The organism is Pseudomonas sp. FP818 (assembly GCF_030687335.1).
Lineage (GTDB): Bacteria > Pseudomonadota > Gammaproteobacteria > Pseudomonadales > Pseudomonadaceae > Aquipseudomonas > Aquipseudomonas shahriarae.
This window is the reverse complement of record NZ_CP117427.1, coordinates 114,470-140,597: the sequence shown is the minus strand read 5'-3', so window position 1 is coordinate 140,597 and position 26,128 is coordinate 114,470. Positions and strand designations below refer to the sequence as shown.

Sequence of the window (26,128 nt, the reverse complement as noted above, 5' to 3'; positions counted from 1 at the left end):
AAACCTGGTTCCGGGCATGATAAGGTCACTACGACTGTTACTGATACCCCAGGTACCGATAACACTACGACCGTGACGCTGACGGCTCCGTCGGAAGTGAGTGAGGGTGGCCAGATCACCTACATCGCTACGCTTTCGAATAAAGCGGATACCGACGTCACCCTGACGCTGGACAACAAACAGACCATCACCATCAAGGCCGGTGAAACCGTCGGTACCGTCACCGTTGATGCCCCTGGCGATGACGTGTTCGTCGACAAGAGCACCCAGACCGTCCAGATCACCGGGACTGACGGCGGCAACTTCGAGAAGCTCGTGGTTGCTGGCGATGGCGCGACTACCACCAACAACGACACCATCGACAAGGTCGATGTGGTGCTGACCGCCACCAAAACCGTGGGTGAAGGCGGCGAGATCGTCTACACCGCTACCTTGGTAGATAAGAACGGCGCGCCGGTGACTAACATCACCAGCCCTGTGACCGTGACCCTGGATAACAACCAGGTCATCACCATCGGTGTGAACCAGTCGAGCGGTACTGTTTCGACTACAGCTCCGGATGTGTACAAAGGCGATCAGACTGTTACTACCGGCATTAAAGAAGTCACCGGTGGCGAGCACTTTGAAAACCTGGTTCCGGGTACCGATAAAGTCACCACCATCGTGACTGACACACCGGGCACAGATAACACCACTACCGTCACCCTGACCGCGCCAAGCGCCGTCAACGAAGGCGGCACCATCACCTACACCGCCACCTTGAGCAACAAGGCTGACACTGACGTCACCTTGACCCTCGATAACAAGCAAACCATCACCATCAAGGCCGGTGAAACTGTCGGCACCGTCACCGTTGATGCCCCTGGCGATGACGTGTTCGTCGACAAGAGCACCCAGACCGTTCAGATCACCGGGACTGACGGTGGCAACTTCGAGAAGCTCGTAGTTGCTGGCGATGGCGCAACCACAACCATCAACGACACCATCGACGAGGTGAGGGTTGTGCTGACCGCCACCGCCAACGTCGCCGAAGGTGGCCAGATCGTCTACACCGCCAGCCTCGTGGACAAAAACGGTGCGGCCGTGACCAACGTGGGTTCCGACCTGGTGATCAAGTTGGACAACGACTTGATCATTACCATTGGTAATGGCAAGACCAGCAGTACCGCCAACTTCACCGCGCCGAATGACTTCTACGTGGGCGCCAAGGATATTTCCGCGAAGATCACTAACGTGGTCAGCGGTGGCGACAAGTATGAAAACCTGATCCCGGTCGGTACTCCGGTAGTCACCAAGGTGACGGACGTGACGAGCAACACCGTGATCAGTATCGCGGGCGATACCTCGGTGACCGAAGGCCAGACCGCTCATTACACGTTGAACCTGACCCAGCCGGCAGCCACCGAAGTCACGGTGACCCTCTCGTATAAAGGTGTGGCCCAGGACGGTTCGGACTTCAACGGCGTGTACACCGTGAAGATTCCAGCCGGCCAAAGCACTGCGACGTTCGATATCAAGACCATCGACGACAAGCTGACCGAGCCTACGGAGAAGTTCGAGATCAGCATCTCGGGTACCTCCGGCGGTAACTTCGAGAACCTGGTTGTCAGCACCACCAACGGTAAAATCGAAACGTCGATCATCGATAACGATGCACCACCGACCATCGACCTGGATGCCAACAACTCCAGCGGCGCCACCGGGAACGACTTCAAGACCACGTTCACCGAAGGCGGCACTGGCGTGTCGATTGCTGACACCGACATCCGCATCACCGACCCGGACAGCACCCAGCTGACTGGCGCCACGGTGGTGCTGACCAATACTCAGCCGAACGACTTGCTGGACTACAGCAAGGTCAGCGGTATGAACGTGACCTCGGTCACGGATCCTGTCACCGGCAAGATCACCCTGACCCTGACCGGGACGGCGTCGCTGGCTGACTACATGCAGCAGATCAAGAACATCACGTTCAGCAACAGCAGCGACGACCCGAGCACCACGCCACGGACCATCACCGTGACCGTGACCGACGGCGGCAACTACTCGAACGTAGCGACCACCACAGTCAACGTAGTGGCGGTCAACGACGCACCGGTTGCCACTGGCGGCGCCGTCACCGGCACCGAAGACACATCGCTGAAGCTGACTTGGGCCAATTTCGGGGTCACCGATGTGGATTCCCCTCAGGCCAGCCTCGGGGTGAAAATCACCGAGCTGCCAGTCGCCGGCAAGCTGCAGTACCTGGCAGCGGACGGCACTACCTGGACCAACGTGACAGCCGGCCAGACCTTCACCAAGGCGCAGATCGACGGCGGCCAGTTGCGCTTCACGCCAAACGCCAACGAATCCGGAGCCGACGGCTACGGCGGCACCGGTGTGGGCAACAAGCAGGCTGATTACGCACAGTTCAAGTTCCAGCCAACCGATGGCAAGGACCTGGGCACCAGCGCTACCGTGAAAGTCGACATCACCCCGGTTGCGGACGCGCCGACGTTGAGCGTTGCCGATAACAACATCGCATCGGTAGGCCTGACCAAGCAGAGCTGGAACAGCATTGCGAACCTGGGCACCAACGGCAATGGCGCGACACCGACCGCACTGAAAAATGCGATCGATAACGCGGGTACGCCTAACAGCACGACGCTTTCGACCAATGTCGAGTCGACGGCCAACGTACCAGCTGGCGCGGGGTCGAAAACCTCAGGCTTGATCTATCTGGAAGCCGGCAAGGCCTATACCTTCAGCGGCTATGCCGATGACAGTCTCCTGATCAGAATCGGCGGCAAAGACGTGGCTAGCGGTACCTGGGGCTCGAACTCCGGCCAGTTCAGCGGCACGTTCACCCCGACCAGCAATGGCTACTACAGCATCGATATTTACCATGCGAACCAGTCAAATGCCGGCGGCTATGACGTTAACCTGTCGATCAACGGTGGGGCGGCGACGAACCTGAGTAATACCAACATCCCGATCTACACCGGGGTCAACGACCTGATCAACGCAGGTGCCCAGGTGTCTGACCTGCATGGCACCAACGGCCAGGGCTACTACGACGCGTATAAGCTCAACGAAGGGCTGGAAAACGGCACGGTCAAACTGACCAAGGTCACCACTGGCCTGACCGATACCGACGGCTCGGAAACCCTGAGCGTGAAGATCGGCAGCATCCCGGTGGGCGCAGTGCTCAGCGATGGTGCCGGGCATACCTTTACGGCTACCAATGGCCAGACCGAAGTCAATGTCACCGGTTGGGACCTCAATAATTTGAGCCTCAAACCACTGCCTTACACCAGCGGCCAGTACAACCTGACCGTGACGTCGACCTCCACCGAAAGCCTCGGCGGCTCGGCCACAACCGTTGCCAATGTGCCAGTCAAGGTGTACCCGGCCACCTATAGCGGGAGCACGGCGACTTCGGGCGATGACAACGTCACCGGTAGCAGCGGCAACGACATCATCGTGGCGGACGTTTCTGGCCTGAACGTGGTCCAGGGCAAAAACTACAACATCGCGTTCATGATCGATACGTCGGGCAGTATGGGTTCGGACTCGGTAGCGGCGGCGAAAGCCTCGCTGACCACCGTGTTCAACTCACTGAAAAACAGTATCGGCTCCAGCACCTCTGGCACCGTGAACATCTTCCTGGCGGACTTCAGTGACCAGGTCAATCGTACGGTTACAGTCAACCTGAAAGACCCGGGTGCACTGGATGCGCTGCAGAAGGTCCTGGATAAGATGGTGTCGACCGGCGGCACCAACTACGAAGACGTGTTCAAGGCTGCATCCAACTTCTTCAAAAGTGGCCAGGCGACTGGCAACAAGGATGCAATCAACACCACTTACTTCATCACCGATGGTCAGCCGACGTACTACCAGCGCTATGAGCAGACCAATCCGAGCTTGTACGGCAACGTCAAGCTGGACGATGTTGTCAACATGAGTAACTACACCCTGGGTACCGCCACGCGGATCACTATCGATTCGGAGCACTACCTTGACATCAATACGGTAGGGACGGTGACCCTCGGGACCTACAACTGGTGGGGTTGGGGGCAGTCCAACCTGGGTACCATTCATGCCCAAGGGGATGGCACCTATGAGTTGTCGTCCGTTGGCGGCAACGGTACAGCCTCATCCTCAAACATCAACGATCCAACGCTCATCAGCAACTCGCAGAACGCGTTCGCACTGCTCAAGGGCCTGTCCACAGGTGGCGTAGAAGCCATCGGCCTCAACAGCGGGATCAGCCTGAATCAGTTGGCACCGTACGACAGCGACAACAAGCCACAAAGCAACATCGATCCGAAGGACCTGGCCAACGCCATCCTCGGTCACAGCGAGGCCACCCTGCCGGGTGCCGACCGTGTCGATGGAGGTGACGGCAACGATATCCTGTTCGGCGACCTGGTGAGCTTCCCGGGCATTACCGGCGAGGGCTATAACGCCATCCAGACCTACGTGGCAGGGAAAAACGGCGTGGCGGTTGCTGCTGTCACCGGCCAGGATGTGCACAAGTACATCACCGAGCACTACAACGAGTTCAACACCTCGGGTGCCAAAGACGGTAATGACACCCTGCTGGGTGGCTCGGGTGATGACATCCTGTTCGGCCAGGGCGGCAACGACTACCTGGACGGGGGCAAGGGCAACGACATCCTGTTGGGCGGTACGGGTAACGACACGCTGATCGGCGGCCAGGGCAATGACATCCTGATCGGCGGCACTGGTGCCGATACCTTTGTCTGGAGATCCGGTGACGTCGGCAACGACGTGATCAAGGACTTCAAGGCCTCGGAAGGCGACCGTATCGACCTGCGTGACCTGCTCAAGGGTGAAACCGACAGCACCATCGACAACTTCCTGAAGTTGACCACGGTGGATAACGTGACCACGCTGCAGATCAGTTCCGAAGGCAAGCTCAACGCTGACGGCGGCCTGGCCAATGCGGATGTGACGATCAAGCTGGAAGGTAACAACTGGTCCGGCCAGACGATCAATTCGTTGATCAGTGGTGCTGACCCGACCATCAAGGTCGATCACACCTAATGAACCAATGACCCGGCCGCCTCTTGAGGCGGCCGATTCATTTGCGGCCACCGTTCACTGGCATGGGGCAACGATTGCACGGCATACTCACGTCCAATCGCGCTCCGTTGGCCTATGCTGCTGACAGGCTGTCGTCAGTTCTCCTCATGAGGGATGTTCAATGTTCTACGTGCAACGTGATGCACAGGGTGAGCTGATTCGCGCCGAAGCGGTTGCCTTCGCCGAATCGACTGGCACCCTGCCCGCGGATCATCATGAGATCCAGGCTTGGTTTGCCAATGAAGAAGCGGAGCTGAGCCTCAAGCAGCTCAAGCACAGTGACTCGGAGATGATCCGGGTGCTGGAAGACTTGATTCAGGTGCTGATCCAGAAAGGCGTGATCAACCTCACGGACCTGCCGGTTGCCGCGCAAGCCAAGCTCAAGGATCGCAGCCACGCACGGGAATCACTGGGTGGCCTGAGCCACCTGATCAATGATGATGAGACCGGCCTGATCTGAGGCCGGCCACGGCCTCAGCGCCAGGGCGCCGGCTCGCCAAACAGCTGGCCCTGCACGCCAAAAATCCCCATCTCGCGAATCACCTGCAACTCACCCTCGGTTTCGACCCGCTCGGCAATCAGCGGCAAGTCGATGCTGTGGGCTGCGCGCTGGATAGCTTCGATAAACAGGCGCTTGTCGCTTTCCTGGTCGATGTCGCGGATGTAACTGCCATCGATCTTCAGGTAGGCCAGGCCCAGGCGCGCCAGGTTGCCGATCATGCTGAAGCGCCCGCCAAAACGTTGCAGGCTGAGGGAGAAGTTCAGCTCTCGCAGACGCTGGGTCAACTGCTCCAGTACCGCCTGTTCGGGCCGTTGCTCTTCTTACCGATTTCCAGGGTCAGGCGCGGGCCCAGGTTGGAATGCTGACGCAGCAGGTCGAACACGCGGTTCAGGGCTTGGGGGTCTGCCAGCGTGGCCGCAGACAGGTTCAAGGCCAACGAATGTTCATGGCTGGCCATCTGCTTGAGCACCAGCTCGAGCATCAGTCGGTCCAGACGCGCCGACCAGCCAAACCGCTCCAGCCAAGGCAGGAAACGGCCGGCCGGGATGGTGTGGCCCTGATCGTCCACCAAACGCGAGAGCACTTTGTAGTGCAGGATCAGTTGCGGATCCTGGGCGGCCACCACCGGCTGGAAGTACAGCTCGAAGCGTTGCTGGCTCAGCGCCAGGTCCAACAGTGAGTGCCAGGCATGATGATCGTCGCCGACGCTGGCGGCAGCGCTGTGGTCCAGGCACACCCAACTCACGTCACCCAGGGTTTCGGCCTGGGCCAATGCCTGGTCGGCCAGGGTCAGCAGGGCCTGGGGGGAATCACCGTGACTGAACGGCGCCAGGCCGATACAGGCAACCGGCGAAACGTCACTGGCGCCGGTGGCTTGCAGGCTTTGCAGGGTGCTTTCCAGGTTCTGCGCCAGCTGCATCGCCTCTTCACGCATCAGCCCCGGCGCCAGCACGGCAAACTCGCCGCCGCGGATGCGCGTAATCAGGTTATGGGTTTCCGGGTACGGCTCGCACTGGCGCAGCAGTTGTTCGCCGACTGCCTGCAGCAGCTGGTCGGTGCGCTGGCCACCGAGGCGCTGGTTGAGGCCGGCCAGGTCCTTGACCCGCAGCACCAGCAGGTAGCCTGAGCTGGTTTCTTCGGGGTTGCTGACCCGGGCATTGAGTTGCATCTCGAAATAACGACGGTTGGCCAGGCCCGTGAGGTTGTCCTGATAGGATTCCACCCGCAGTTTTTCGCTGCGCTCGGCCTGTTCCTGGAACAGTGCCTTGAGCTTTTCCACCATCTGGTTCATCGCCTGTACCACGCGGCGCAGCTCCGGGGTGCGCGGCAGATCCGGCAGGCTCAGGAACTCACGGCGGGCAATGGCATGGGACTGTTTGACCATATAGTCCAGAGGCTTGAGTTGCCGGCGCAGTAACAGCGCACCCAGCACCGCACTGACGGCGCCGCACAGCAGCAGCCAGCCCAGGCTGCCCAGGGCGCTCTGCCACAGCTTGGCCAGGGCGAACATCGGATGGCTGACCACCTCGACCCGCGCCGCCTGCTCCCAACCACGGCTGACCAGGGCGTCGCCGCCGGCCGGTTCCAGGCCGATCAACTTGACGAACCAGTTGGGCACGCCGTTGTTGTCGGGGATACCACTGCGCTCGACGATGACCTGGTCATTGGTCACGTCGACCACGCGGATGCTCGCGTAATAACCGCTGTCGAAGATCGAGCTGACCAGCAGTTCGACCATCGCCGGGTCGTCGATATTGGGCGTCAGGGACAGCGCCAGAGCGGTCGCCGCGTCCTGCGCGTGGGAGCGCAGTTGGTTCACGTATTGGGTACGCGAACTTTCCAGGCTGACCATGAAGCTGCCGCTGAAGGCGACCACCAGGAACAGACAGATAGCGATCAACAGCTGTTTGAACAGTGACATCTGAACAGTTACTCCTAGTTGGCCGGCTCGGCTGGGAAGCCTTCCGCCCGCATTTTTTTCAACACATCCTGCCAGCGCGACAGGCGCTTGGTGTCGCCAACCTTTTTGTTGCCTTTGGCGCCGGGCAGGTACAAGCCTTCGGCGTTGAAGGAGTAGACCGGCAGCAAGTCGGTCCGTTGGCTGGCAGGCTGGATCTCGTCGATCAGGCTGTCGAGTACCAGTGGCATGGCCTCTGGCGTCGAATAATAGGTCAAGACCATATGGGCGCGATTCTGCCGCAATGCCTTGACGTAGGTAATGCGCAATTTGTCGCTGGAGACGCCCAGGTGTCGCAGGCTGAAATACTTGGCAATGGCATAGTCTTCACAATCGCCGGCGCCCTTCCACAGGGCTTCGATGGGCGTCTCCCAATAATCGACCTGGCTCCATAAGTCGACATCTTCGACATAGCGCACCCGCTTGTTGAAGAACAGGTTGACCACCTTGAGCTGCTCCAACTCGCTGCCTTGTTTTTGCGTGGCCAGCAGCCGCTGCCAGTCGTCGATACGCTGCTGGCCCGCGCCCAGCGGTCCATAGAGCGCTGTAGCGCGCCGGCTGATCTGGGAAAAATCCCAATCGGCATGCAGCCCGCCAGGCAATAAGCCAGCCAGCAGCAGCGCTGAAAACAGCCAGCACAGGATCCGCGAGGGAGTAAAACGTACCGCCAATGGCTTCAGTCCGTAGAAAGAGACGGAGAATCATTCGATGGTGAAGGGTCAGTCGGAAAAAGACAATGGCACAGTGCAATCACCCAGCGTCCACTCAGCTAAAGCAATCGCACTTGTAAGACGCCCGCCAGCCATAATGTGCGATGTAAAACCGCGCTGTTGAGTTGCTTACAAAGGGAAACTTTGCCTGTTTGACAAGCCTGCATGCAATCTCTAGTGTTCTTTGGATCCAATCAGCCAAAACCCATTCCAACAAGAAAGGAGGATAGCGTAGTCGTGACGCACAAGCCGAACCCTTTGAGCAGCATCAAGATCAGTGGGCCCATTCCCGCTCACCTCGCGCGCTCCGTTATTGAAGAAACATTGCGCAACGCCATACTGGATGGTCGCCTGCCCTGCGGCACCGCCATGCGCCAGCAAGAGCTGGCCAGCCTGTTCGGGGTCAGCCGGATGCCGGTGCGCGAAGCCCTGCGCCAGCTGGAGGCACAGTCGCTGTTGCATGTGGTAACCCATAAAGGCGCCGTGGTTGCTCCGCTGATTGAAGATAACTCGGCGGAGACCTACGCCCTGCGTATTCTCCTGGAGTCGGAAGCACTGCGCTTGTCTATCCCATTACTCACCCAGAGCGATATCGAGCAGGCGGGTGCCTTGATCGACACCCTTGAGTGCGAAACCGACTACACCGAAATCGGCCGGCTCAACCGCCTGTTTCACATGGCGTTGTATGGCAAGGCACCCAACCAGCGGTTGTTGAACCTGGTGGAACACGGGCTGAACGAGGAGGAGCGGTTCCTGCGCTTCAACCTTGAAGCCATGGGACTGGGCAAAACCTCCCAGGAGGACCATCGCGAGCTGCTGAATCTGGTCGCGCAGAAAAAAGTCGAGCAGAGCGTGCTGACGCTGCGTAATCACCTGATGCGCGGCATGGAAGTGATCACTCAATACCTCAACAGCATTGAACAGGACAACGACAAAGGTCCGCGTTGACTTCTCCCGGCTTTAGCCGCCCAGTGCGCGACCTGGATGACCAGGCGCCGCACACGCCCAAAGCCGGTCCATGCCTGCCGTCACCCTCCTGGATGGTTGCGCCAACAGACTCGACATCGACCGATAGGAACCTGCAGCGTTGCAAAGCAATAATGGATCAAACCCTGCCCGTTAAGTCCACCCACATAAAACTCGCAAACAACAAGGAAAGTTCCCACCCCGAACAGTAAGTTCAACTGCAGCATTTCCCTTCCTGCAAAAAAACCTTATACAACTCAGAAAGTATTTGAACACTTAACCAAGTGATTATTCTTTAATTGGTCTTGGCACTTCATTCGAACGCGTAGGCACAGGCTTGGGCATAGCTGTGGACGACGCGCGCTCCAACAAGAATAGGATGCTTTGTCACTACCTGTTGCTTGCCGGGCAACGAAGTACTCGCCAACAACCCACGCTTGGTTCTAAACAAACTTTTTATTTGAGTCGGCATAACGACTTATAGGCATTAACCATGTTTCAACTACAAGAACTACTTAGACATAAAAAACAACAATTACATGAACATCCGATTTTCCTGGAAATCAATTCTTTCCCGCAACTACAACACTTTATGCAAAACCATGTGTTCGCCGTCTGGGACTTCATGACCCTGACCAAACGCCTGCAACAGGACCTGACCTGCATCCGCCTGCCCTGGCTGCCGCCGACAGACCCACAGGCGGCGCGGCTGATCAACGAAATTGTCCTGGACGAGGAATCAGACCAGCGCCAGGGCGTCGGGCACAGCAGTCACTTCGAACTGTATCTGGAGGCCATGCGCGAGGTGGGAGCCTGCACCATCACCATCGAACGATTCATCGCGTTGCAGCGTGAGGGAGCAAGCGTCGACAGCGCCTTGGCACAGATCACCATTGACCCTGCGGTAGAGCGCTTTGTGCGGCACACCCTGGACGTCGCCTTGAACGCACCGACCCATTGTGTCGCCGCGACCTTCCTGCATGGCCGCGAAAGTGTCATCCCGGCGATGTTCAAGCGCCTCCTGGAAGGCTGCGATGTCGCTAATCGGCAAGCCCCCAGCTTGTGCTATTACCTGCAGCGGCACATCGAGCTGGACGCCCAGGGTCATGAACCGGCCGCAGAACACCTGCTACAGCGGCTGATCCAGGCAGATCCCCTGCGCGAACAACAGGCCTGGAATGCTGCCATCAGCGCCGTAGAGAGCCGCATCGCCCTGTGGGACGGCCTGCGCCGGCACGCAGGATGCCAGGAGGTGAGCCTGTGACCGCTGCCGACTACCGCTCATTCGCGACCGACTGGGAGCAGCAGGCGACCATCCGTACTCGCCCGCGTCGCCTGCTGGAAGATGACGACAAGTTGATCTATCCCCTATGTCGTCAACCGTTGGTGCTCAGTGCAGGCTTTCTGGAGCATTGTCCGCAGTGGCGCGAGTTTGTCCTGGTGCAGACGTTCTACAAATTCATCAACGACGTGGTGATCTTTGAAACCGAGATCGTCGATAAAACCGCGAGGAGCATCGCCAAGAATCGCTTTTCAATCCCCTTCCCTGTGGCCTGCCGCTACGCCGCCATGACCGTGGTGGTCGATGAGGATTACCACGCCCTCGTTGCCCTGGACTTCATGCAGCAAACGCAGGAGAAGACGGGTATTGCGCCGCTGGCGCTACCTGCGGCCATCGAGTTGAGCCGTGCCATACCCAGCGCGCAGGCCCGCGTACCGGCACATCTGCGTGATGCCGTGGAGCTGATCGGCGTGGCGATTGCCGAGAACACAGTCACCCATGACGTGGCGGCGTTTGCCAAGGATGACAGCGTCAAACAGTCGGTAAGGGGGTTGATGGCCGACCATCTGGCTGATGAGGGCCGCCACGCCAGCTTCTGGACCGGCCTGGTGCGGCTCTACTGGCAAACGGCAAGCGAAGCAGACCGCCACTGTCTCGCCCAGATGCTGCCGATCTTCCTGCAGCACTATTTGACCAGTGACCTGCAAAGGGACTTCGACCTGCTGTTGATCGACCATCTGGATATCAGTCCCTCCGTCCGCGAAGCTTTGCGGGTCGAGGTAAATGCCCTGGCCTTTCCCATCACCCGCCAGCACCCGCTGATCAGCAACATCATGGGTTTCCTGCGCCGCAGCGGGCTGCTGCAAACACCCTGCGTCGCCCAGGCGATGAGCGCGTATCTGCCCGTATCCGGGAGCCCGTCATGAGACGCCTAGGGATTAGGCCGGTCGGTACCAGTACGGCCTTGCACGAGCTGACGCAGGCACTGGAACCCTATGGTCATGACCTTGGTGCGCAGGAGCCGGCCATCGACTTGCTGATTGAAGACGGCACTCAGCCCGTCGCCCAGGATTCGCCCGGCATGGTCGTGATGAGCCTGCGCCTGGCCATCGGCCCCTTGAGCGAGTGCGGCCTGCCGGCCCTGCAAATACGCTGCTATGACCGCGTATCGCAACTGCTGGCCGTGCTGGATGTAGCACCGCCAGCCTGCGGCAACGGTCAACAACTGCGACGCCAGGCGGTGACACAGTTGGTCGAGTGGATTGTGCGGCAGGTCAGCGGCTTCGCGCGCAACCCCGGACATTTTGCCCAACGTGCGAGCGCCTCCCCCCTTCCAGAGCAAAGCCTGCAAGGCCTGGAGGGGCTGGCCTACCTGCATCGCCTTAACCGGACCGATGAGCCGGCGCTGCTGCAAAAAGCCCGGACGCCGCTGGTCAAACAGTTGGAGCACAGCTTGCGGGTCTTCGCCGATAGGCCGGCCCTGGAGATCGCCGGCCTCAGCCTGAGTTATCGACGCCTGTTGCGGCACAGCCTGGCGATCCAGCAGGTTTTGCGGCCGTTGCTCGGGCCTGGGCAGGTGCCCGTGGTCGGTATTTGCCTGGGCAAGTCGGTTGAGTTGTATGCCAGCATTCTGGCGATTCTTGGCTGCGGCGCAGTCTATCTGCCATTGGAGCCGGGCCATCCGCTGCCGCGCCAGCGGGCCATGCTGGAGAATGCAGGGGCCACGGTGTTGCTCGATGACGGCCAACATCCGTTGCGCGAGCATTTCACTGGGGTGGATGTCAGCGGCATAGACAGCCGGCACATGGACGAGCGCTGCCCCCTGGCCCTGACGTTACCCTCGATTGATAGCGCCAGCATGGTGCTCTACACCTCCGGCACCACCGGCCAGCCCAAGGGCGTTTTGCTCAGCCAGCAGAACCTGGCCCATTTCTCGGCGTGGTACAGCCAGTATGTCGAGCTCAGTGAGCACAGCCGCGTACTGCAATTTTCTTCCTTGAGTTTTGACTCTTCACTGATCGACCTTTTTCCGGCCCTGAGCCAGGGCGCGACCCTGATTGTTCCCAGCGAAGAACAGCGTCGCGACCCTCGCCAGTTGGTGGAACTGATCCGGCAACGGCGCATCACCCATGCCTTCCTGCCACCTGCGCTGTTGAGCCTGCTGCCGATGGATCGGCCGCTGGGCCTGGAGCACCTGCTGACCGGCGGTGATATCTGTGAGCCCCATGTCATTGAGCAAATGGCCGGGCAATGCGCCCTGCACAACCTGTATGGCCCGACAGAGGCCACGGTGCTGGTCAGCTGCCGGCGGATGCGGGCTGACGACAGCAATCTCAACCTCGGCATGCCCATCGCCAACAGTCAGGTGCTGATCCTCGACGAGCAGCGCCGACCGGTTGAGGATCAGGTGGTTGGCGAGCTGTACATCGCAGGCCCTGGAGTAAGCCTTGGGTATGTGAACCAGCCACGGCAGACCGCCGAGCACTTTGTGCACCTTGCGCTGCCTGATGGCCGAACCCTGCGCACCTATCGCACGGGAGACATGGCGAAATGGACTGCAGAGGGCATCGAACTGGTCGGGCGCCAGGACCAGCAGGTGAAGATCCGCGGTTTTCGGGTCGAACCCCAGGAGATTGAGCAGTGTTTGCGCGCCAGCCAGTTGTTTCGCCAGGTGGCGGTGGTGATTAACCGTGAGCGAAGAATTCTCGTGTTCGTGGCACACGCTGATCCCAGCTATTCGGGCGCGGCCCTGGCAGCGCTCAAGCAACACGCCAGGCAAACGCTGCCGGACTATATGCAGCCGACCGTATTCACTGAGTTGACGAGCCTGCCCTATGGCAGCAATGGCAAAGTTGATCGCCAGGCATTACAGGCACTGGTCGTGCAGGCCGTCTCGGATAACCCCCATTGCCTCCCCCAAACGCCGGTGGAAGCGCAATTGCTGGACCTGTGGAGTGAGCTGCTGGGGTTGCCGGTCAACGAGATCTCGACTGACGACAGTTTTTTCCATCTCGGCGGTCACTCCATTCTGCTTTCGACCATGCTCCTGCGGATTCGCGAGTTGTACGGACGCAGCCTGCCCCTCAACCGGTTTATCGAAGCGCCAACGGTGCAGACACTCGCGGCGTTGATGGGCGACAGCGCGCCGGGGACGGCGCCCACCGCCCGGGCGATAAGCGATGCACTACGCCCGCTGGATATCCCCGTGCTGCCAGGGGCGCGTGCCGGTGATCGCCACAAGGCTATCGTGACCGGCGCCAACAGCTTTTTGGGTATACATATCGTCGAAGCCTTGCTGGTGGCCGGAGCGACAGAAGTCGCCTGCCTGGTTCGCGAAAACCCAGGACAATCGGCCGCCATACGGTTTGCCGACGCCATGCGTGAATACCGCCTGGAACACCTGGACCTGAGCCGCGTACGGGTATACACCGCTGACCTGCGCCAACCTCGTTTAGGCCTGGAGGCACAGGTCTATGAACGCCTCGCCCGCCAGTTCGGGGTGCTGGTACACAGCGCGGCCCACGTCAATCACGTCATGGACTACGCATCGCTGGCCAAGGACAACGTGGAGCCGGTCATTGAATGCCTGCGCCTGTGCGAAACCCATTGCAAGAAAGTGCTCAATTTCGTCTCCACACTATCCGCGTCGAGTAGCGTTGGGGCCGACGGGCAAGTGCTTGAAGCGCCGGCGGCAAGCACCCCACCGCTGTACATCAAGAACGGCTACAACCTGTCCAAATGGGTGGCCGAACGTCTATTGGGGCGTGCCGCCGGACAAGGTGCCTGGATCAATATCTATCGACCCGGGAACATCAGTTTCAATAGCCACAACGGTGTCTGCCAACCCCACAAGAACCGCCTGCTGCTGATGCTCAAGGGATCGCTGCAGCTGGGCCGGGTGCCACGCCTGGGCTTGAACTTCGACCTGATGCCGGTGGATTTCCTGGCACGGTTCATTGCCTTCCACAGTGGCAACTACGTTGCCGAGCGTAGCGTCTTCAACCTGCACAATCCGCAGCCCCTGAGGTGGGAAACCTACGTGGAGTCGTTTCGCCAGGCAGGTCATGCGTTCGAGTTGGTGAGCGTCGCGGATTGGCAGCACCATCTGCGCGAAGTAGGTCGCGAGAATGCCCTTTTCGGTGTGCTCGGGTTCTACCTCAATGGGCTGGGAGAAGACATCGGCGATATTTCGATGATTCGCCATGAGAACGCACGCCATGGCGTCGAACAAATGGGTGTGCAGTATCCCGAAAAAGCACCCGAGTTATTACGCAGAGGATGCCAATACCTCAATGCCATCGGCTTTCTGTGACCCCCGCCTTCAGGAAATACTTATGAGACAGCTGCAACCCGATACGTTGATCAAAAACCCCCTGGGCAGGCCTGTGGTGTCATCTGTGGTGATTGCCTGCAGCGCCGATGAGCTATGGGCGGTCGTGGGGCGTTTCGCGGGATTTGACGCGTTCATTCCTGCCCTCGCCCGTATCAGCATGACGGGCAGCGGGGTGGGATCGCTACGCAAGAAATGGTTCCACGATGGCAATATCGTCGTGGAACAGCTCAACAGCCACGATGCGCGGACGATGCACATGACGTGGACGACGATCTATAACACCTTGGGCGTGGCCCGACTGTGGGCGGCAATGGCTGTTGAGTCGCTTGAGGGGCAACAAGCGCGGGCGACCTGGACCATCATCGCCGAGCCCGTTGATGCCCGCGATAAAAAGGGGTTTGAACAGTTTATTCAGGACTTCGCCGACAGTGCACTGGATAACGTACGCCGGTTGCTTGGCTGAAAAAAATGGCGCAGTGCACTGCTGCACTGCGCCATATTTACCCCGTGGTGATCAGATCTTGAAACTGTCGACCAACTGCTTCAAGCGATTGGCTTGTTGTGACAGCGCGTCACAGTCTTTCAAGGTCTCATTGAGGTTGGCCACACCTTGCTGGTTCAGCAGGTTGATCTGGTTGATATCAACATTGAGGGTTTCCACCACGGCAGTCTGTTCCTCAGTGGCTGCCGCCACCGATTGGTTCATGCCATCAATCTCGACGATTCGCTGGGTCACGCTGATCAAGCGCTCACCGGCCTGGTTGGCAACCTCGACACTTTCTTCGCTGGACACCTGACTGGCGTTCATTGTGGTGACCGCTTCGCGTGAACCGATCTGCAACGAGGTGATCATCTTGTGGATCTCCTCCGCCGATTCCTGGGTACGGTGAGCCAGGTTGCGCACCTCGTCGGCGACCACGGCAAAGCCACGGCCGGCTTCACCGGCACGGGCCGCTTCAATGGCGGCATTGAGGGCCAGCAGGTTGGTTTGCTGAGAGATGCCTTTGATCACATCAAGAATGTGGCCAATGTTGTCGGTACTGGCATTCAAGGTTTCGATCTGCGTGCAGGACAAGCTGATCTTCTGCGACAGCTCGGACATCGCCAGGATGGTTTTCTCTACCACCTGGCGACCGTCATCGGCTTGCTCGCTGGCGCCACTGGCGTGTTGCGAGGCGTCAGCGGCGTTACGGGCGATTTCCTGGGTGGCGGCACCCAGTTCGTTAATGGCCGCAGCAACGCTGTTGGTACGGGCGCTCTGTTCGTCGGAGCCGATGATCGAGGCGTTGGACGATGCCATCACGCGCTGGGAAAGATCGTGTACATGCCTGGTCGCCGAGGACACTTCGCTGATCGAGGCATGGATACGCTCGACAAACTGGTTGAACGCACTACCCAGCTCGCCGAATTCATCTTTGCTTTCCACGACCAGGCGGCGGGTCAGGTCACCCTCGCCTTGAGCAATGTCCTGCATCGCGCGGCCCATGGTGGTCAGTGGGCGCATCAGCACCTGGATCAACAGGCTCAGCAACACGGCAATCGCTGTGACGGCAATAAACATCGCGATCAAAGCGGAGGTGCGGAATTTACCCAGGGGGGCGTAGGCTTTGTCTTTGTCGATCGACAGGCCTATGTACCAATCTGCACCCGGCAAGCCGCTGATCGGGGTGAAGGACAGGATGCGGTCCTGACCATTGAGGACGACATCCTGATTAACCTTCTCAATCCGGACACCGCTGCCTGGATAGATATCCTTGAGGTTTTTCATTACCTGCTCTTGGTCAGGGCTGACGATTACCTGCCCATCGCCGCTGACCAGGAACGCGTGGCCAATCCCGCCGAAGTCCACCGAGTTGATGATTTTCACCAGGGTTTGCAGGCTCAAGTCACCACCCACTACACCCAGCAGCTCACCATTTTTCTTGACCGGCATCGCGATGGTGACGATCAAACCACCGACGGCGGCCATATAAGGCGGCGTCAGCATGGGTTTGTCGGCAGCGACCGCTTGCTTGTACCACGGGCGCTGACGCGGATCGTAGCCTTCAGGCATTTTCGCGTCAGGACGCTGAGTGAAGACACCGTTGGTTGAGCCAACGTAGGTGAACTGGAAGTTCGAGGTGAACGCCGGTTGATCAACCAGGCCGGGGAGGTCGGCGTTGGCGCCTTGATGAGCAACGTTCTGCGCGAGATTCTCCAGGACCAGTATCCGGCCACTGAGCCAGTTCTGCACACTGCTAGCAGTCAGGTCACCCGACTGCTCAATAGATGACTCCAGATTTTGCCTGATGGTGTTGCGCTGCAGGTAGTCGTTGTACAACGTAAACAGCGCGAAGGCCAAAACCACAACGCCTGACGCGGCCAACAGAATTTTATGACTGAACTTGAGATTCATTTCATCGACTTCTTTTTGCCAAAAGGGGGTGAGCGTGCCGAATGCAACGTTCCATGTACGGTATAGGCGGACTCTACGACCGCTCTATTTCGGTGCACGCATGGCTCATCAGGCTTTCGGCCAAGGTTGGATAAATCTTAGGAATTTGTGGGATACATCTTCTTTTTATGCAGGAAACTGACAGGCGGTCAGCAGAGGACACATAAGCCCCCAAAACGACAAAACCCCCGTCTGCGTTAACAGACGGGGGTTTCGGAATTTGATCTTGACGATGACCTACTCTCACATGGGGAAACCCCACACTACCATCGGCGATGCATCGTTTCACTGCTGAGTTCGGGATGGGATCAGGTGGTTCCAATGCTCTATGGTCGTCAAGAAATTCTGTGTACCAGAGCGTTGCACTAGCAACGGTTCGGTGAAATTCATGGACTTCTACATAAACAAAACCCCTGTTTGCGTTAGCAAACAGGGGTTTCGGAATTTAATCTTGACGATGACCTACTCTCACATGGGGAAACCCCACACTACCATCGGCGATGCATCGTTTCACTACTGAGTTCGGGATGGGATCAGGTGGTTCCAATGCTCTATGGTCGTCAAGAAATTCGGGTACTGAGTCGTGACCAGATGGTCTCGCTTCAGCAAATTGGGTATGTGACAGCTTTCGGTATTTTGTGAGATTCGAACTTTCGGTTCATTTCGTCTTCACACACCGCAATCTGATGCTTTTGCTTGTTTCCAAGTCAAGAGTAGTCAAATTGCTTGGGTGTTATATGGTCAAGCCTCACGGGCAATTAGTATTGGTTAGCTCAACGCCTCACAGCGCTTACACACCCAACCTATCAACGTCGTAGTCTTCGACGGCCCTTTAGGGAACTCAAGGTTCCAGTGAGATCTCATCTTGAGGCTAGTTTCCCGCTTAGATGCTTTCAGCGGTTATCTATTCCGAACATAGCTACCCGGCAATGCCACTGGCGTGACAACCGGAACACCAGAGGTTCGTCCACTCCGGTCCTCTCGTACTAGGAGCAGCCCCTCTCAAATCTCAAACGTCCACGGCAGATAGGGACCGAACTGTCTCACGACGTTCTAAACCCAGCTCGCGTACCACTTTAAATGGCGAACAGCCATACCCTTGGGACCGGCTTCAGCCCCAGGATGTGATGAGCCGACATCGAGGTGCCAAACACCGCCGTCGATATGAACTCTTGGGCGGTATCAGCCTGTTATCCCCGGAGTACCTTTTATCCGTTGAGCGATGGCCCTTCCATACAGAACCACCGGATCACTAAGACCTACTTTCGTACCTGCTCGACGTGTCTGTCTCGCAGTCAAGCGCGCTTTTGCCTTTATACTCTACGACCGATTTCCGACCGGTCTGAGCGCACCTTCGTACTCCTCCGTTACTCTTTAGGAGGAGACCGCCCCAGTCAAACTACCCACCATACACTGTCCTCGATCCGGATAACGGACCTGAGTTAGAACCTCAAAGTTGCCAGGGTGGTATTTCAAGGTTGGCTCCACGCGAACTGGCGTCCACGCTTCAAAGCCTCCCACCTATCCTACACAAGCAAATTCAAAGTCCAGTGCAAAGCTATAGTAAAGGTTCACGGGGTCTTTCCGTCTAGCCGCGGATACACTGCATCTTCACAGCGATTTCAATTTCACTGAGTCTCGGGTGGAGACAGCGCCGCCATCGTTACGCCATTCGTGCAGGTCGGAACTTACCCGACAAGGAATTTCGCTACCTTAGGACCGTTATAGTTACGGCCGCCGTTTACCGGGGCTTCGATCAAGAGCTTCGCGTTAGCTAACCCCATCAATTAACCTTCCGGCACCGGGCAGGCGTCACACCCTATACGTCCACTTTCGTGTTTGCAGAGTGCTGTGTTTTTAATAAACAGTCGCAGCGGCCTGGTATCTTCGACCGGCATGAGCTTACGGAGCAAGTCCTTCACCCTCACCGGCGCACCTTCTCCCGAAGTTACGGTGCCATTTTGCCTAGTTCCTTCACCCGAGTTCTCTCAAGCGCCTTGGTATTCTCTACCCAACCACCTGTGTCGGTTTGGGGTACGGTTCCTGGTTACCTGAAGCTTAGAAGCTTTTCTTGGAAGCATGGCATCAACCACTTCGTGTTCTAAAAGAACACTCGTCATCAGCTCTCGGCCTTAGAATCCCGGATTTACCTAAGATTCCAGCCTACCACCTTAAACTTGGACAACCAACGCCAAGCTGGCCTAGCCTTCTCCGTCCCTCCATCGCAATAACCAGAAGTACAGGAATATTAACCTGTTTTCCATCGACTACGCTTTTCAGCCTCGCCTTAGGGACCGACTAACCCTGCGTCGATTAACGTTGCGCAGGAAACCTTGGTCTTTCGGCGTGGGTGTTTTTCACACCCATTGTCGTTACTCATGTCAGCATTCGCACTTCTGATACCTCCAGCAAGCTTCTCAACTCACCTTCACAGGCTTACAGAACGCTCCTCTACCGCATCACCCGAAGGTGATACCCGTAGCTTCGGTGTATGGTTTGAGCCCCGTTACATCTTCCGCGCAGGCCGACTCGACTAGTGAGCTATTACGCTTTCTTTAAAGGGTGGCTGCTTCTAAGCCAACCTCCTAGCTGTCTAAGCCTTCCCACATCGTTTCCCACTTAACCATAACTTTGGGACCTTAGCTGACGGTCTGGGTTGTTTCCCTTTTCACGACGGACGTTAGCACCCGCCGTGTGTCTCCCATGCTCGGCACTTGTAGGTATTCGGAGTTTGCATCGGTTTGGTAAGTCGGGATGACCCCCTAGCCGAAACAGTGCTCTACCCCCTACAGTGATACATGAGGCGCTACCTAAATAGCTTTCGAGGAGAACCAGCTATCTCCGAGCTTGATTAGCCTTTCACTCCGATCCACAGGTCATCCGCTAACTTTTCAACGGTAGTCGGTTCGGTCCTCCAGTTAGTGTTACCCAACCTTCAACCTGCCCATGGATAGATCGCCCGGTTTCGGGTCTATTCCCAGCGACTAGACGCCCTATTAAGACTCGCTTTCGCTACGCCTCCCCTATTCGGTTAAGCTCGCCACTGAAAATAAGTCGCTGACCCATTATACAAAAGGTACGCAGTCACCCAACAAAGTGGGCTCCCACTGCTTGTACGCATACGGTTTCAGGATCTATTTCACTCCCCTCTCCGGGGTTCTTTTCGCCTTTCCCTCACGGTACTAGTTCACTATCGGTCAGTCAGTAGTATTTAGCCTTGGAGGATGGTCCCCCCATATTCAGACAAAGTTTCTCGTGCTCCGTCCTACTCGATTTCATGACTAAGAGATTTTCGCGTACAGGGCTATCACCCACTATGGCCGCACTTTCCAGAGCGTTCCGCTAATCTCAAAGCCACTTAAGGGCTAGTCCCCGTTCGCTCGCCACTACTAAGGGAATCTCGGTTGATTTCTTTTCCTCAGGGTACTTAGATGTTTCAGTTCCCCTGGTTCGCCTCTTAAGCCTATGTATTCAGCTTAAGATAACCATCTTATGATGGCTGGGTTCCCCCATTCAGACATCTCCGGATCAAAGTCTGTTTGCCGACTCCCCGAAGCTTTTCGCAGGCTACCACGTCTTTCATCGCCTCTGACTGCCAAGGCATCCACCGTATGCGCTTCTTCACTTGACCATATAACCCCAAGCAATCTGGTTATACTGTGAAGACGACATTCGCCGAAAATTCGATAATACTCAATTTGAGTAACTCACAAATTTTACCTTAGCCTGATCCGTTACCAGTGAAAGTAACGTTCAGTCTATCTTTCTATCACATACCCAAATTTTTAAAGAACGAACTAGTCAAAGACTAGAAATCAACATTCACCATCGCATGGATGGAATGCTCATTTCTAAGCTTTATACAAACAGAAGCAGTAGTGGTGGAGCCAAGCGGGATCGAACCGCTGACCTCCTGCGTGCAAGGCAGGCGCTCTCCCAGCTGAGCTATGGCCCCGTATTTCTACAGGCGTTTCCCACACAAAATTGGTGGGTCTGGGCAGATTCGAACTGCCGACCTCACCCTTATCAGGGGTGCGCTCTAACCAACTGAGCTACAGACCCAATTTCGGGCTGCTTCTTTCGTCTTCTTCAATGAATCAAGCAATTCGTGTGGGAACTTATGGAGCAGCTGATGTCGTCGATTAAGGAGGTGATCCAGCCGCAGGTTCCCCTACGGCTACCTTGTTACGACTTCACCCCAGTCATGAATCACACCGTGGTAACCGTCCTCCCGAAGGTTAGACTAGCTACTTCTGGTGCAACCCACTCCCATGGTGTGACGGGCGGTGTGTACAAGGCCCGGGAACGTATTCACCGCGACATTCTGATTCGCGATTACTAGCGATTCCGACTTCACGCAGTCGAGTTGCAGACTGCGATCCGGACTACGATCGGTTTTGTGGGATTAGCTCCACCTCGCGGCTTGGCAACCCTCTGTACCGACCATTGTAGCACGTGTGTAGCCCAGGCCGTAAGGGCCATGATGACTTGACGTCATCCCCACCTTCCTCGGTTTGTCACCGGCAGTCTCCTTAGAGTGCCCACCATTACGTGCTGGTAACTAAGGACAAGGGTTGCGCTCGTTACGGGACTTAACCCAACATCTCACGACACGAGCTGACGACAGCCATGCAGCACCTGTCTCAATGTTCCCGAAGGCACCAATCTATCTCTAGAAAGTTCATTGGATGTCAAGGCCTGGTAAGGTTCTTCGCGTTGCTTCGAATTAAACCACATGCTCCACCGCTTGTGCGGGCCCCCGTCAATTCATTTGAGTTTTAACCTTGCGGCCGTACTCCCCAGGCGGTCAACTTAATGCGTTAGCTGCGCCACTAAGAGCTCAAGGCTCCCAACGGCTAGTTGACATCGTTTACGGCGTGGACTACCAGGGTATCTAATCCTGTTTGCTCCCCACGCTTTCGCACCTCAGTGTCAGTATCAGTCCAGGTGGTCGCCTTCGCCACTGGTGTTCCTTCCTATATCTACGCATTTCACCGCTACACAGGAAATTCCACCACCCTCTACCATACTCTAGTCAGTCAGTTTTGAATGCAGTTCCCAGGTTGAGCCCGGGGATTTCACATCCAACTTAACTAACCACCTACGCGCGCTTTACGCCCAGTAATTCCGATTAACGCTTGCACCCTCTGTATTACCGCGGCTGCTGGCACAGAGTTAGCCGGTGCTTATTCTGTCGGTAACGTCAAAATTGCAGAGTATTAATCTACAACCCTTCCTCCCAACTTAAAGTGCTTTACAATCCGAAGACCTTCTTCACACGCGGCATGGCTGGATCAGGCTTTCGCCCATTGTCCAATATTCCCCACTGCTGCCTCCCGTAGGAGTCTGGACCGTGTCTCAGTTCCAGTGTGACTGATCATCCTCTCAGACCAGTTACGGATCGTCGCCTTGGTGAGCCATTACCCCACCAACTAGCTAATCCGACCTAGGCTCATCTGATAGCGCAAGGCCCGAAGGTCCCCTGCTTTCTCCCGTAGGACGTATGCGGTATTAGCGTCCGTTTCCGAACGTTATCCCCCACTACCAGGCAGATTCCTAGGCATTACTCACCCGTCCGCCGCTCTCAAGAGAAGCAAGCTTCTCTCTACCGCTCGACTTGCATGTGTTAGGCCTGCCGCCAGCGTTCAATCTGAGCCATGATCAAACTCTTCAGTTCAAACATCTTTGGGTTTTTAAGAAACCCTAAACTTGGCTCAGCAATCGTTGGTTACATCTTTGATTTCTCGCGGAGTAACTTGTGATGCTGATAATCTGTTGACTATCAGTCTGACTCCACAAGCACCCACACGAATTGCTTGATTCAGTTGTTAAAGAGCGGTTGGTTAAGATCTTTCGTCTCAACCGAGGCGCGCATTCTACAGCAGCCTCATTTGCTGTCAAGTGATTATTTTCAGAAGCTTTTGAGGATTTCCTCAACAACTTCAACCACTTGCGCTTCCGATCTCTCGTTAGCGGGAGGCGAATTCTACAGCGTTACACGCTGCTGTCAACACCTCTTTTTCTCCGCTTTCGACCGAGAGGATCGAAACGTTAATAGAGCCAAACAACACTGCTCTACCAACTCCTTCTGGGCTTCGATGATCTGAAGCAACTCGCTGTCGAATTCTGCGTAACTCTTTGTTTACCAAGGAGTTTTCCGTTTCGACTGCGCCGGAAGTGGGGCGAATTATAGACTTCCAGAATCTGCCGTCAACCCTTAATTTTGCTTTTCTATCAATTAGTTACGATCGTTTAAAAAACAACCAGCCTTTCTATATAGAAACCCCCTCTATATAGAAGAAACACCTCAAATGACCCCCGCTTCCTTTAAAGCCGCCACATGGGCCGCCCCCAATCCCAGCACCTGGCTTAGCACCTGAGCCGTATGTTCGCCCAGCAGAGGCGGCGCACTGCGATACTCCACCGGCGTCTTGGACAGCCGCATAGGGCTCCCCACCTGCGGCACCTTGCCTGCCAGCGGATGCGGCAACTCGATAGCCAACCCGCGCGCCTGCACTTGAGGATCGGCAAACACCTGCGCCAGATCATTGATCGGCCCACAGGGCACACCGACCTGCTCCAGCTGGCTCACCCACTCGGCAGTGGTCTTGAACACTGTGGCCTGGCGAATCAATGGAATGAGCACCGCCCGATTGGCCACCCGCAGCTTATTAGTAGCAAACCGCGGATCATCAGCCCACTGTGGCTGCCCGGCAACCTGGGCAAACTTGCGAAACTGACTGTCGTTACCCACGGTCAGGATGAAATCGCCGTCAGCGGTGGGAAAGTCCTGATACGGCACGATATTCGGATGCGCATTGCCCAACCGCTTGGGCGATACACCCGTCGTCAGGTAATTCATCGCCTGATTAGCCAGGCAAGCCACCTGGACATCCAGCAACGCCATATCAATATGCTGGCCGCCACCATCATGGTCGCGGTGCGCCAACGCCGCCAGAATCGCCACCGTAGAGTAAAGCCCGGTCAAAATGTCGGTCAGTGCCACACCCACCTTGACCGGACCTTCGCCCTCATCACCCTCGGGACGCCCCGTCAGACTCATCAGCCCGCCCAACCCCTGGATCATAAAGTCATAGCCCGCGCGCGCCGCATACGGCCCGGTCTGGCCAAACCCTGTGATAGAGCAGTAGATCAGCTCCGGGTTGAGCTCCTTGAGCGACTCATAGTCCAGGCCATACGCCGCCAAACCGCCAACCTTGAAATTCTCGATCAAGATATCCGACTTCGCCGCGAGGTCCCGGACCAGCTTCTGCCCCTCCGGTCGGGTGAAGTCGATAGTCACCGACTCCTTCTTACGGTTGGCCGATAAGTAGTAGGACGCCTCAGTGGTGTTCTCACCATAAGCGTCCTTAAGGAACGGCGGCCCCCAGGCGCGCGTATCGTCGCCACTGCCAGGTCGCTCGATCTTGATCACCTCGGCCCCGAGATCCGCAAGAATCTGCCCGGCCCAGGGCCCTGCCAGCACCCGTGACAAATCCAGTACCCGCAGATGCGATAGCGCGCCCATGGTCACACTCCTATTAATAGAACGCCTGGATACCAGTCTGTGCACGTCCGAGGATCAGCGCATGGACGTCATGCGTGCCTTCGTAGGTATTCACCACTTCCAGGTTGACCAGGTGCCGGGCGATCCCGAACTCATCGGAGATGCCGTTGCCACCCAGCATGTCACGAGCCATACGGGCGATATCCAGGGATTTGCCGCAGGAGTTACGCTTCATGATCGAAGTGATCTCCACCGCAGCCGTTCCTTCATCCTTCATCCGCCCCAGGCGCAGGCAACCCTGCAGGGCGAGAGTGATCTCGGTCTGCATATCGGCGAGCTTTTTCTGGATCAATTGTGTGGCAGCCAATGGACGCCCGAACTGCTGGCGATCAAGGGTGTACTGACGCGCCGTGTGCCAGCAGAACTCCGCTGCCCCCAACGCGCCCCAGGAGATGCCGTAGCGCGCCGAGTTCAAGCAGGTGAACGGCCCTTTCAAGCCGCGCACATCGGGAAAGATGTTTTCTTCGGGAACGAACACGTTATCCATGACGATTTCGCCGGTGATCGAAGCGCGCAGGCCGACCTTGCCGTGAATCGCCGGGGCACTCAGGCCTTTCCAGCCCTTCTCCAGGACAAAACCACGGATATCGCCGGCGTCGTCCTTGCCCCAGACCACAAACACATCGGCAATCGGGCTGTTGGTGATCCACATCTTGCTGCCGGTAAGGCTGTAGCCGCCATCCACCTTGCGCGCACGGGTAATCATCGCGCCCGGGTCCGAACCGTGGTTGGGCTCGGTCAGGCCGAAACAACCAATCCACTCACCCGAGGCCAGCTTGGGCAGGTACTTCTGTTTTTGCGCCTCAGTACCGAACTCATTGATCGGCACCATGACGAGGGACGACTGCACGCTCATCATCGAGCGGTAGCCGGAGTCGACACGCTCCACTTCACGGGCAATCAAGCCGTAGCTGACGTAGTTCAAGCCACTGCCACCGTACTGCTCGGGGATCATCGCGCCGAGCAGGCCGGTCTCGCCCATTTCACGGAAAATTGCAGGATCGGTCTTTTCATGACGGAAGGCTTCCAGCACACGCGGCGCCAGCTTGTCCTGGGCAAATTGCTCAGCGCTGTCGCGCACCATGCGCTCTTCTTCTGTGAGCTGTTGATCCAGCAGCAGTGGATCGATCCAGTTGAAGCTTGCCTTACCGCCCATGAGTGAGTCCTCGCGAAGTAAATCAAAAGTCGTGCATGGAGCCTAGGCCGGACAGGCGAGGAGGGCAAACGAGGTTTTTGCATAGGCTTGTGCTAATTTCTCACTTCGTAATGATTGAAAAGGGCAAAACTGC

General features: G+C 57.2%; 11 protein-coding genes, 2 tRNA genes, 4 rRNA genes and 1 pseudogene. 7 read left to right on the top strand and 11 right to left on the bottom strand.

The window, feature by feature from the left end; translation table 11 throughout:
• Positions 1–72: 72 nt before the first annotated feature.
• Together PSH80_RS00640 and PSH80_RS00635 are read left to right on the top strand one after the other, a co-directional pair.
• Complete coding sequence (locus PSH80_RS00640) at positions 73–5,049, top strand: immunoglobulin-like domain-containing protein (RefSeq protein ID WP_305418775.1); 4,977 nt, start codon at positions 73–75, stop codon at positions 5,047–5,049.
• A gap of 160 nt (positions 5,050–5,209) precedes the next feature.
• A complete protein-coding gene (locus tag PSH80_RS00635) occupies positions 5,210–5,548 on the top strand; it encodes a hypothetical protein (protein ID WP_057441348.1) in 339 nt (112 codons plus the stop codon).
• A gap of 14 nt (positions 5,549–5,562) precedes the next feature.
• Here PSH80_RS00635 and lapD read toward each other — a convergent pair.
• Together lapD and lapG are read right to left on the bottom strand one after the other, a co-directional pair.
• Positions 5,563–7,511: pseudogene (gene lapD / locus PSH80_RS00630) on the bottom strand (cyclic di-GMP receptor LapD).
• A 14-nt stretch (positions 7,512–7,525) separates the two neighbouring features.
• Positions 7,526–8,218, bottom strand: a complete 693-nt coding sequence (gene lapG, locus PSH80_RS00625; protein WP_057441344.1) for a cysteine protease LapG — start codon at positions 8,216–8,218, stop codon at positions 7,526–7,528.
• A gap of 276 nt (positions 8,219–8,494) precedes the next feature.
• Here lapG and PSH80_RS00620 point away from each other — a divergent pair, with 276 nt between their 5' ends.
• The 5 genes from PSH80_RS00620 (at position 8,495) to PSH80_RS00600 (ending at position 15,301) form a co-directional block, all read left to right on the top strand.
• Positions 8,495–9,205, top strand: a complete 711-nt coding sequence (locus PSH80_RS00620) for a GntR family transcriptional regulator (protein ID WP_057957930.1) — start codon at positions 8,495–8,497, stop codon at positions 9,203–9,205.
• 511 nt (positions 9,206–9,716) lie between these two features.
• Positions 9,717–10,487: a DUF3050 domain-containing protein gene (locus PSH80_RS00615; RefSeq protein WP_305418772.1), complete on the top strand. Its 771-nt coding sequence runs from the start codon at positions 9,717–9,719 to the stop codon at positions 10,485–10,487.
• On the top strand, positions 10,484–11,431 hold the full coding sequence (locus PSH80_RS00610; protein ID WP_120731171.1) for a diiron oxygenase: 948 nt from the start codon (positions 10,484–10,486) through the stop codon (positions 11,429–11,431). Before PSH80_RS00615 ends, PSH80_RS00610 begins: the two co-directional genes overlap by 4 nt.
• A complete protein-coding gene (locus PSH80_RS00605; RefSeq protein ID WP_186626322.1) occupies positions 11,428–14,817 on the top strand; it encodes an amino acid adenylation domain-containing protein in 3,390 nt (1,129 codons plus the stop codon). Before PSH80_RS00610 ends, PSH80_RS00605 begins: the two co-directional genes overlap by 4 nt.
• 22 nt (positions 14,818–14,839) lie before the next feature.
• On the top strand, positions 14,840–15,301 hold the full coding sequence (locus tag PSH80_RS00600) for an SRPBCC family protein (RefSeq protein ID WP_305418767.1): 462 nt from the start codon (positions 14,840–14,842) through the stop codon (positions 15,299–15,301).
• Positions 15,302–15,352: 51 nt separating this feature from the next.
• Here the strand turns inward: PSH80_RS00600 and PSH80_RS00595 are convergent, their stop codons facing one another.
• The 9 genes from PSH80_RS00595 to PSH80_RS00555 all read right to left on the bottom strand — a co-directional run bounded on the left by PSH80_RS00595 (position 15,353) and on the right by PSH80_RS00555 (position 25,995).
• Entirely contained in the window at positions 15,353–17,233 is a 1,881-nt protein-coding gene (locus PSH80_RS00595; RefSeq protein WP_057441336.1) for a methyl-accepting chemotaxis protein, read from the bottom strand.
• A gap of 263 nt (positions 17,234–17,496) precedes the next feature.
• Positions 17,497–17,612, bottom strand: a 5S ribosomal RNA gene (gene rrf, locus PSH80_RS00590).
• Positions 17,613–17,721: 109 nt separating this feature from the next.
• Positions 17,722–17,837 (bottom strand): 5S ribosomal RNA (gene rrf, locus PSH80_RS00585).
• A 172-nt stretch (positions 17,838–18,009) separates the two neighbouring features.
• A 23S ribosomal RNA gene (locus PSH80_RS00580) occupies positions 18,010–20,903 on the bottom strand.
• A 248-nt stretch (positions 20,904–21,151) separates the two neighbouring features.
• Positions 21,152–21,227: transfer RNA gene (locus PSH80_RS00575), tRNA-Ala, on the bottom strand.
• 30 nt (positions 21,228–21,257) lie between these two features.
• A tRNA-Ile gene (locus tag PSH80_RS00570) sits at positions 21,258–21,334 on the bottom strand.
• An 81-nt stretch (positions 21,335–21,415) separates the two neighbouring features.
• A 16S ribosomal RNA gene (locus tag PSH80_RS00565) occupies positions 21,416–22,949 on the bottom strand.
• Together the 16S, 23S and 5S rRNA genes with 2 tRNA genes alongside form the textbook arrangement of a ribosomal RNA operon.
• A 630-nt stretch (positions 22,950–23,579) precedes the next feature.
• A complete protein-coding gene (locus tag PSH80_RS00560) occupies positions 23,580–24,800 on the bottom strand; it encodes a CaiB/BaiF CoA-transferase family protein (RefSeq protein WP_305418763.1) in 1,221 nt (406 codons plus the stop codon).
• Positions 24,801–24,813: 13 nt separating this feature from the next.
• Complete coding sequence (locus PSH80_RS00555) at positions 24,814–25,995, bottom strand: acyl-CoA dehydrogenase (protein WP_029290432.1); 1,182 nt, start codon at positions 25,993–25,995, stop codon at positions 24,814–24,816.
• Positions 25,996–26,128: the final 133 nt, after the last annotated feature.

Bases quoted from the DNA above. Each gene is read 5' to 3' on its own strand.
- PSH80_RS00635 (WP_057441348.1), top strand. From the start codon at position 5,210: ATGTTCTACGTGCAACGTGATGCACAGGGTGAGCTGATTCGCGCCGAA.
- PSH80_RS00615 (WP_305418772.1), top strand. From the start codon at position 9,717: ATGTTTCAACTACAAGAACTACTTAGACATAAAAAACAACAATTACAT.
- PSH80_RS00605 (WP_186626322.1), top strand. From the start codon at position 11,428: ATGAGACGCCTAGGGATTAGGCCGGTCGGTACCAGTACGGCCTTGCAC.
- PSH80_RS00600 (WP_305418767.1), top strand. From the start codon at position 14,840: ATGAGACAGCTGCAACCCGATACGTTGATCAAAAACCCCCTGGGCAGG.
- PSH80_RS00595 (WP_057441336.1), bottom strand. From the start codon at position 17,233: ATGAATCTCAAGTTCAGTCATAAAATTCTGTTGGCCGCGTCAGGCGTT.
- PSH80_RS00560 (WP_305418763.1), bottom strand. From the start codon at position 24,800: ATGGGCGCGCTATCGCATCTGCGGGTACTGGATTTGTCACGGGTGCTG.
- PSH80_RS00555 (WP_029290432.1), bottom strand. From the start codon at position 25,995: ATGGGCGGTAAGGCAAGCTTCAACTGGATCGATCCACTGCTGCTGGAT.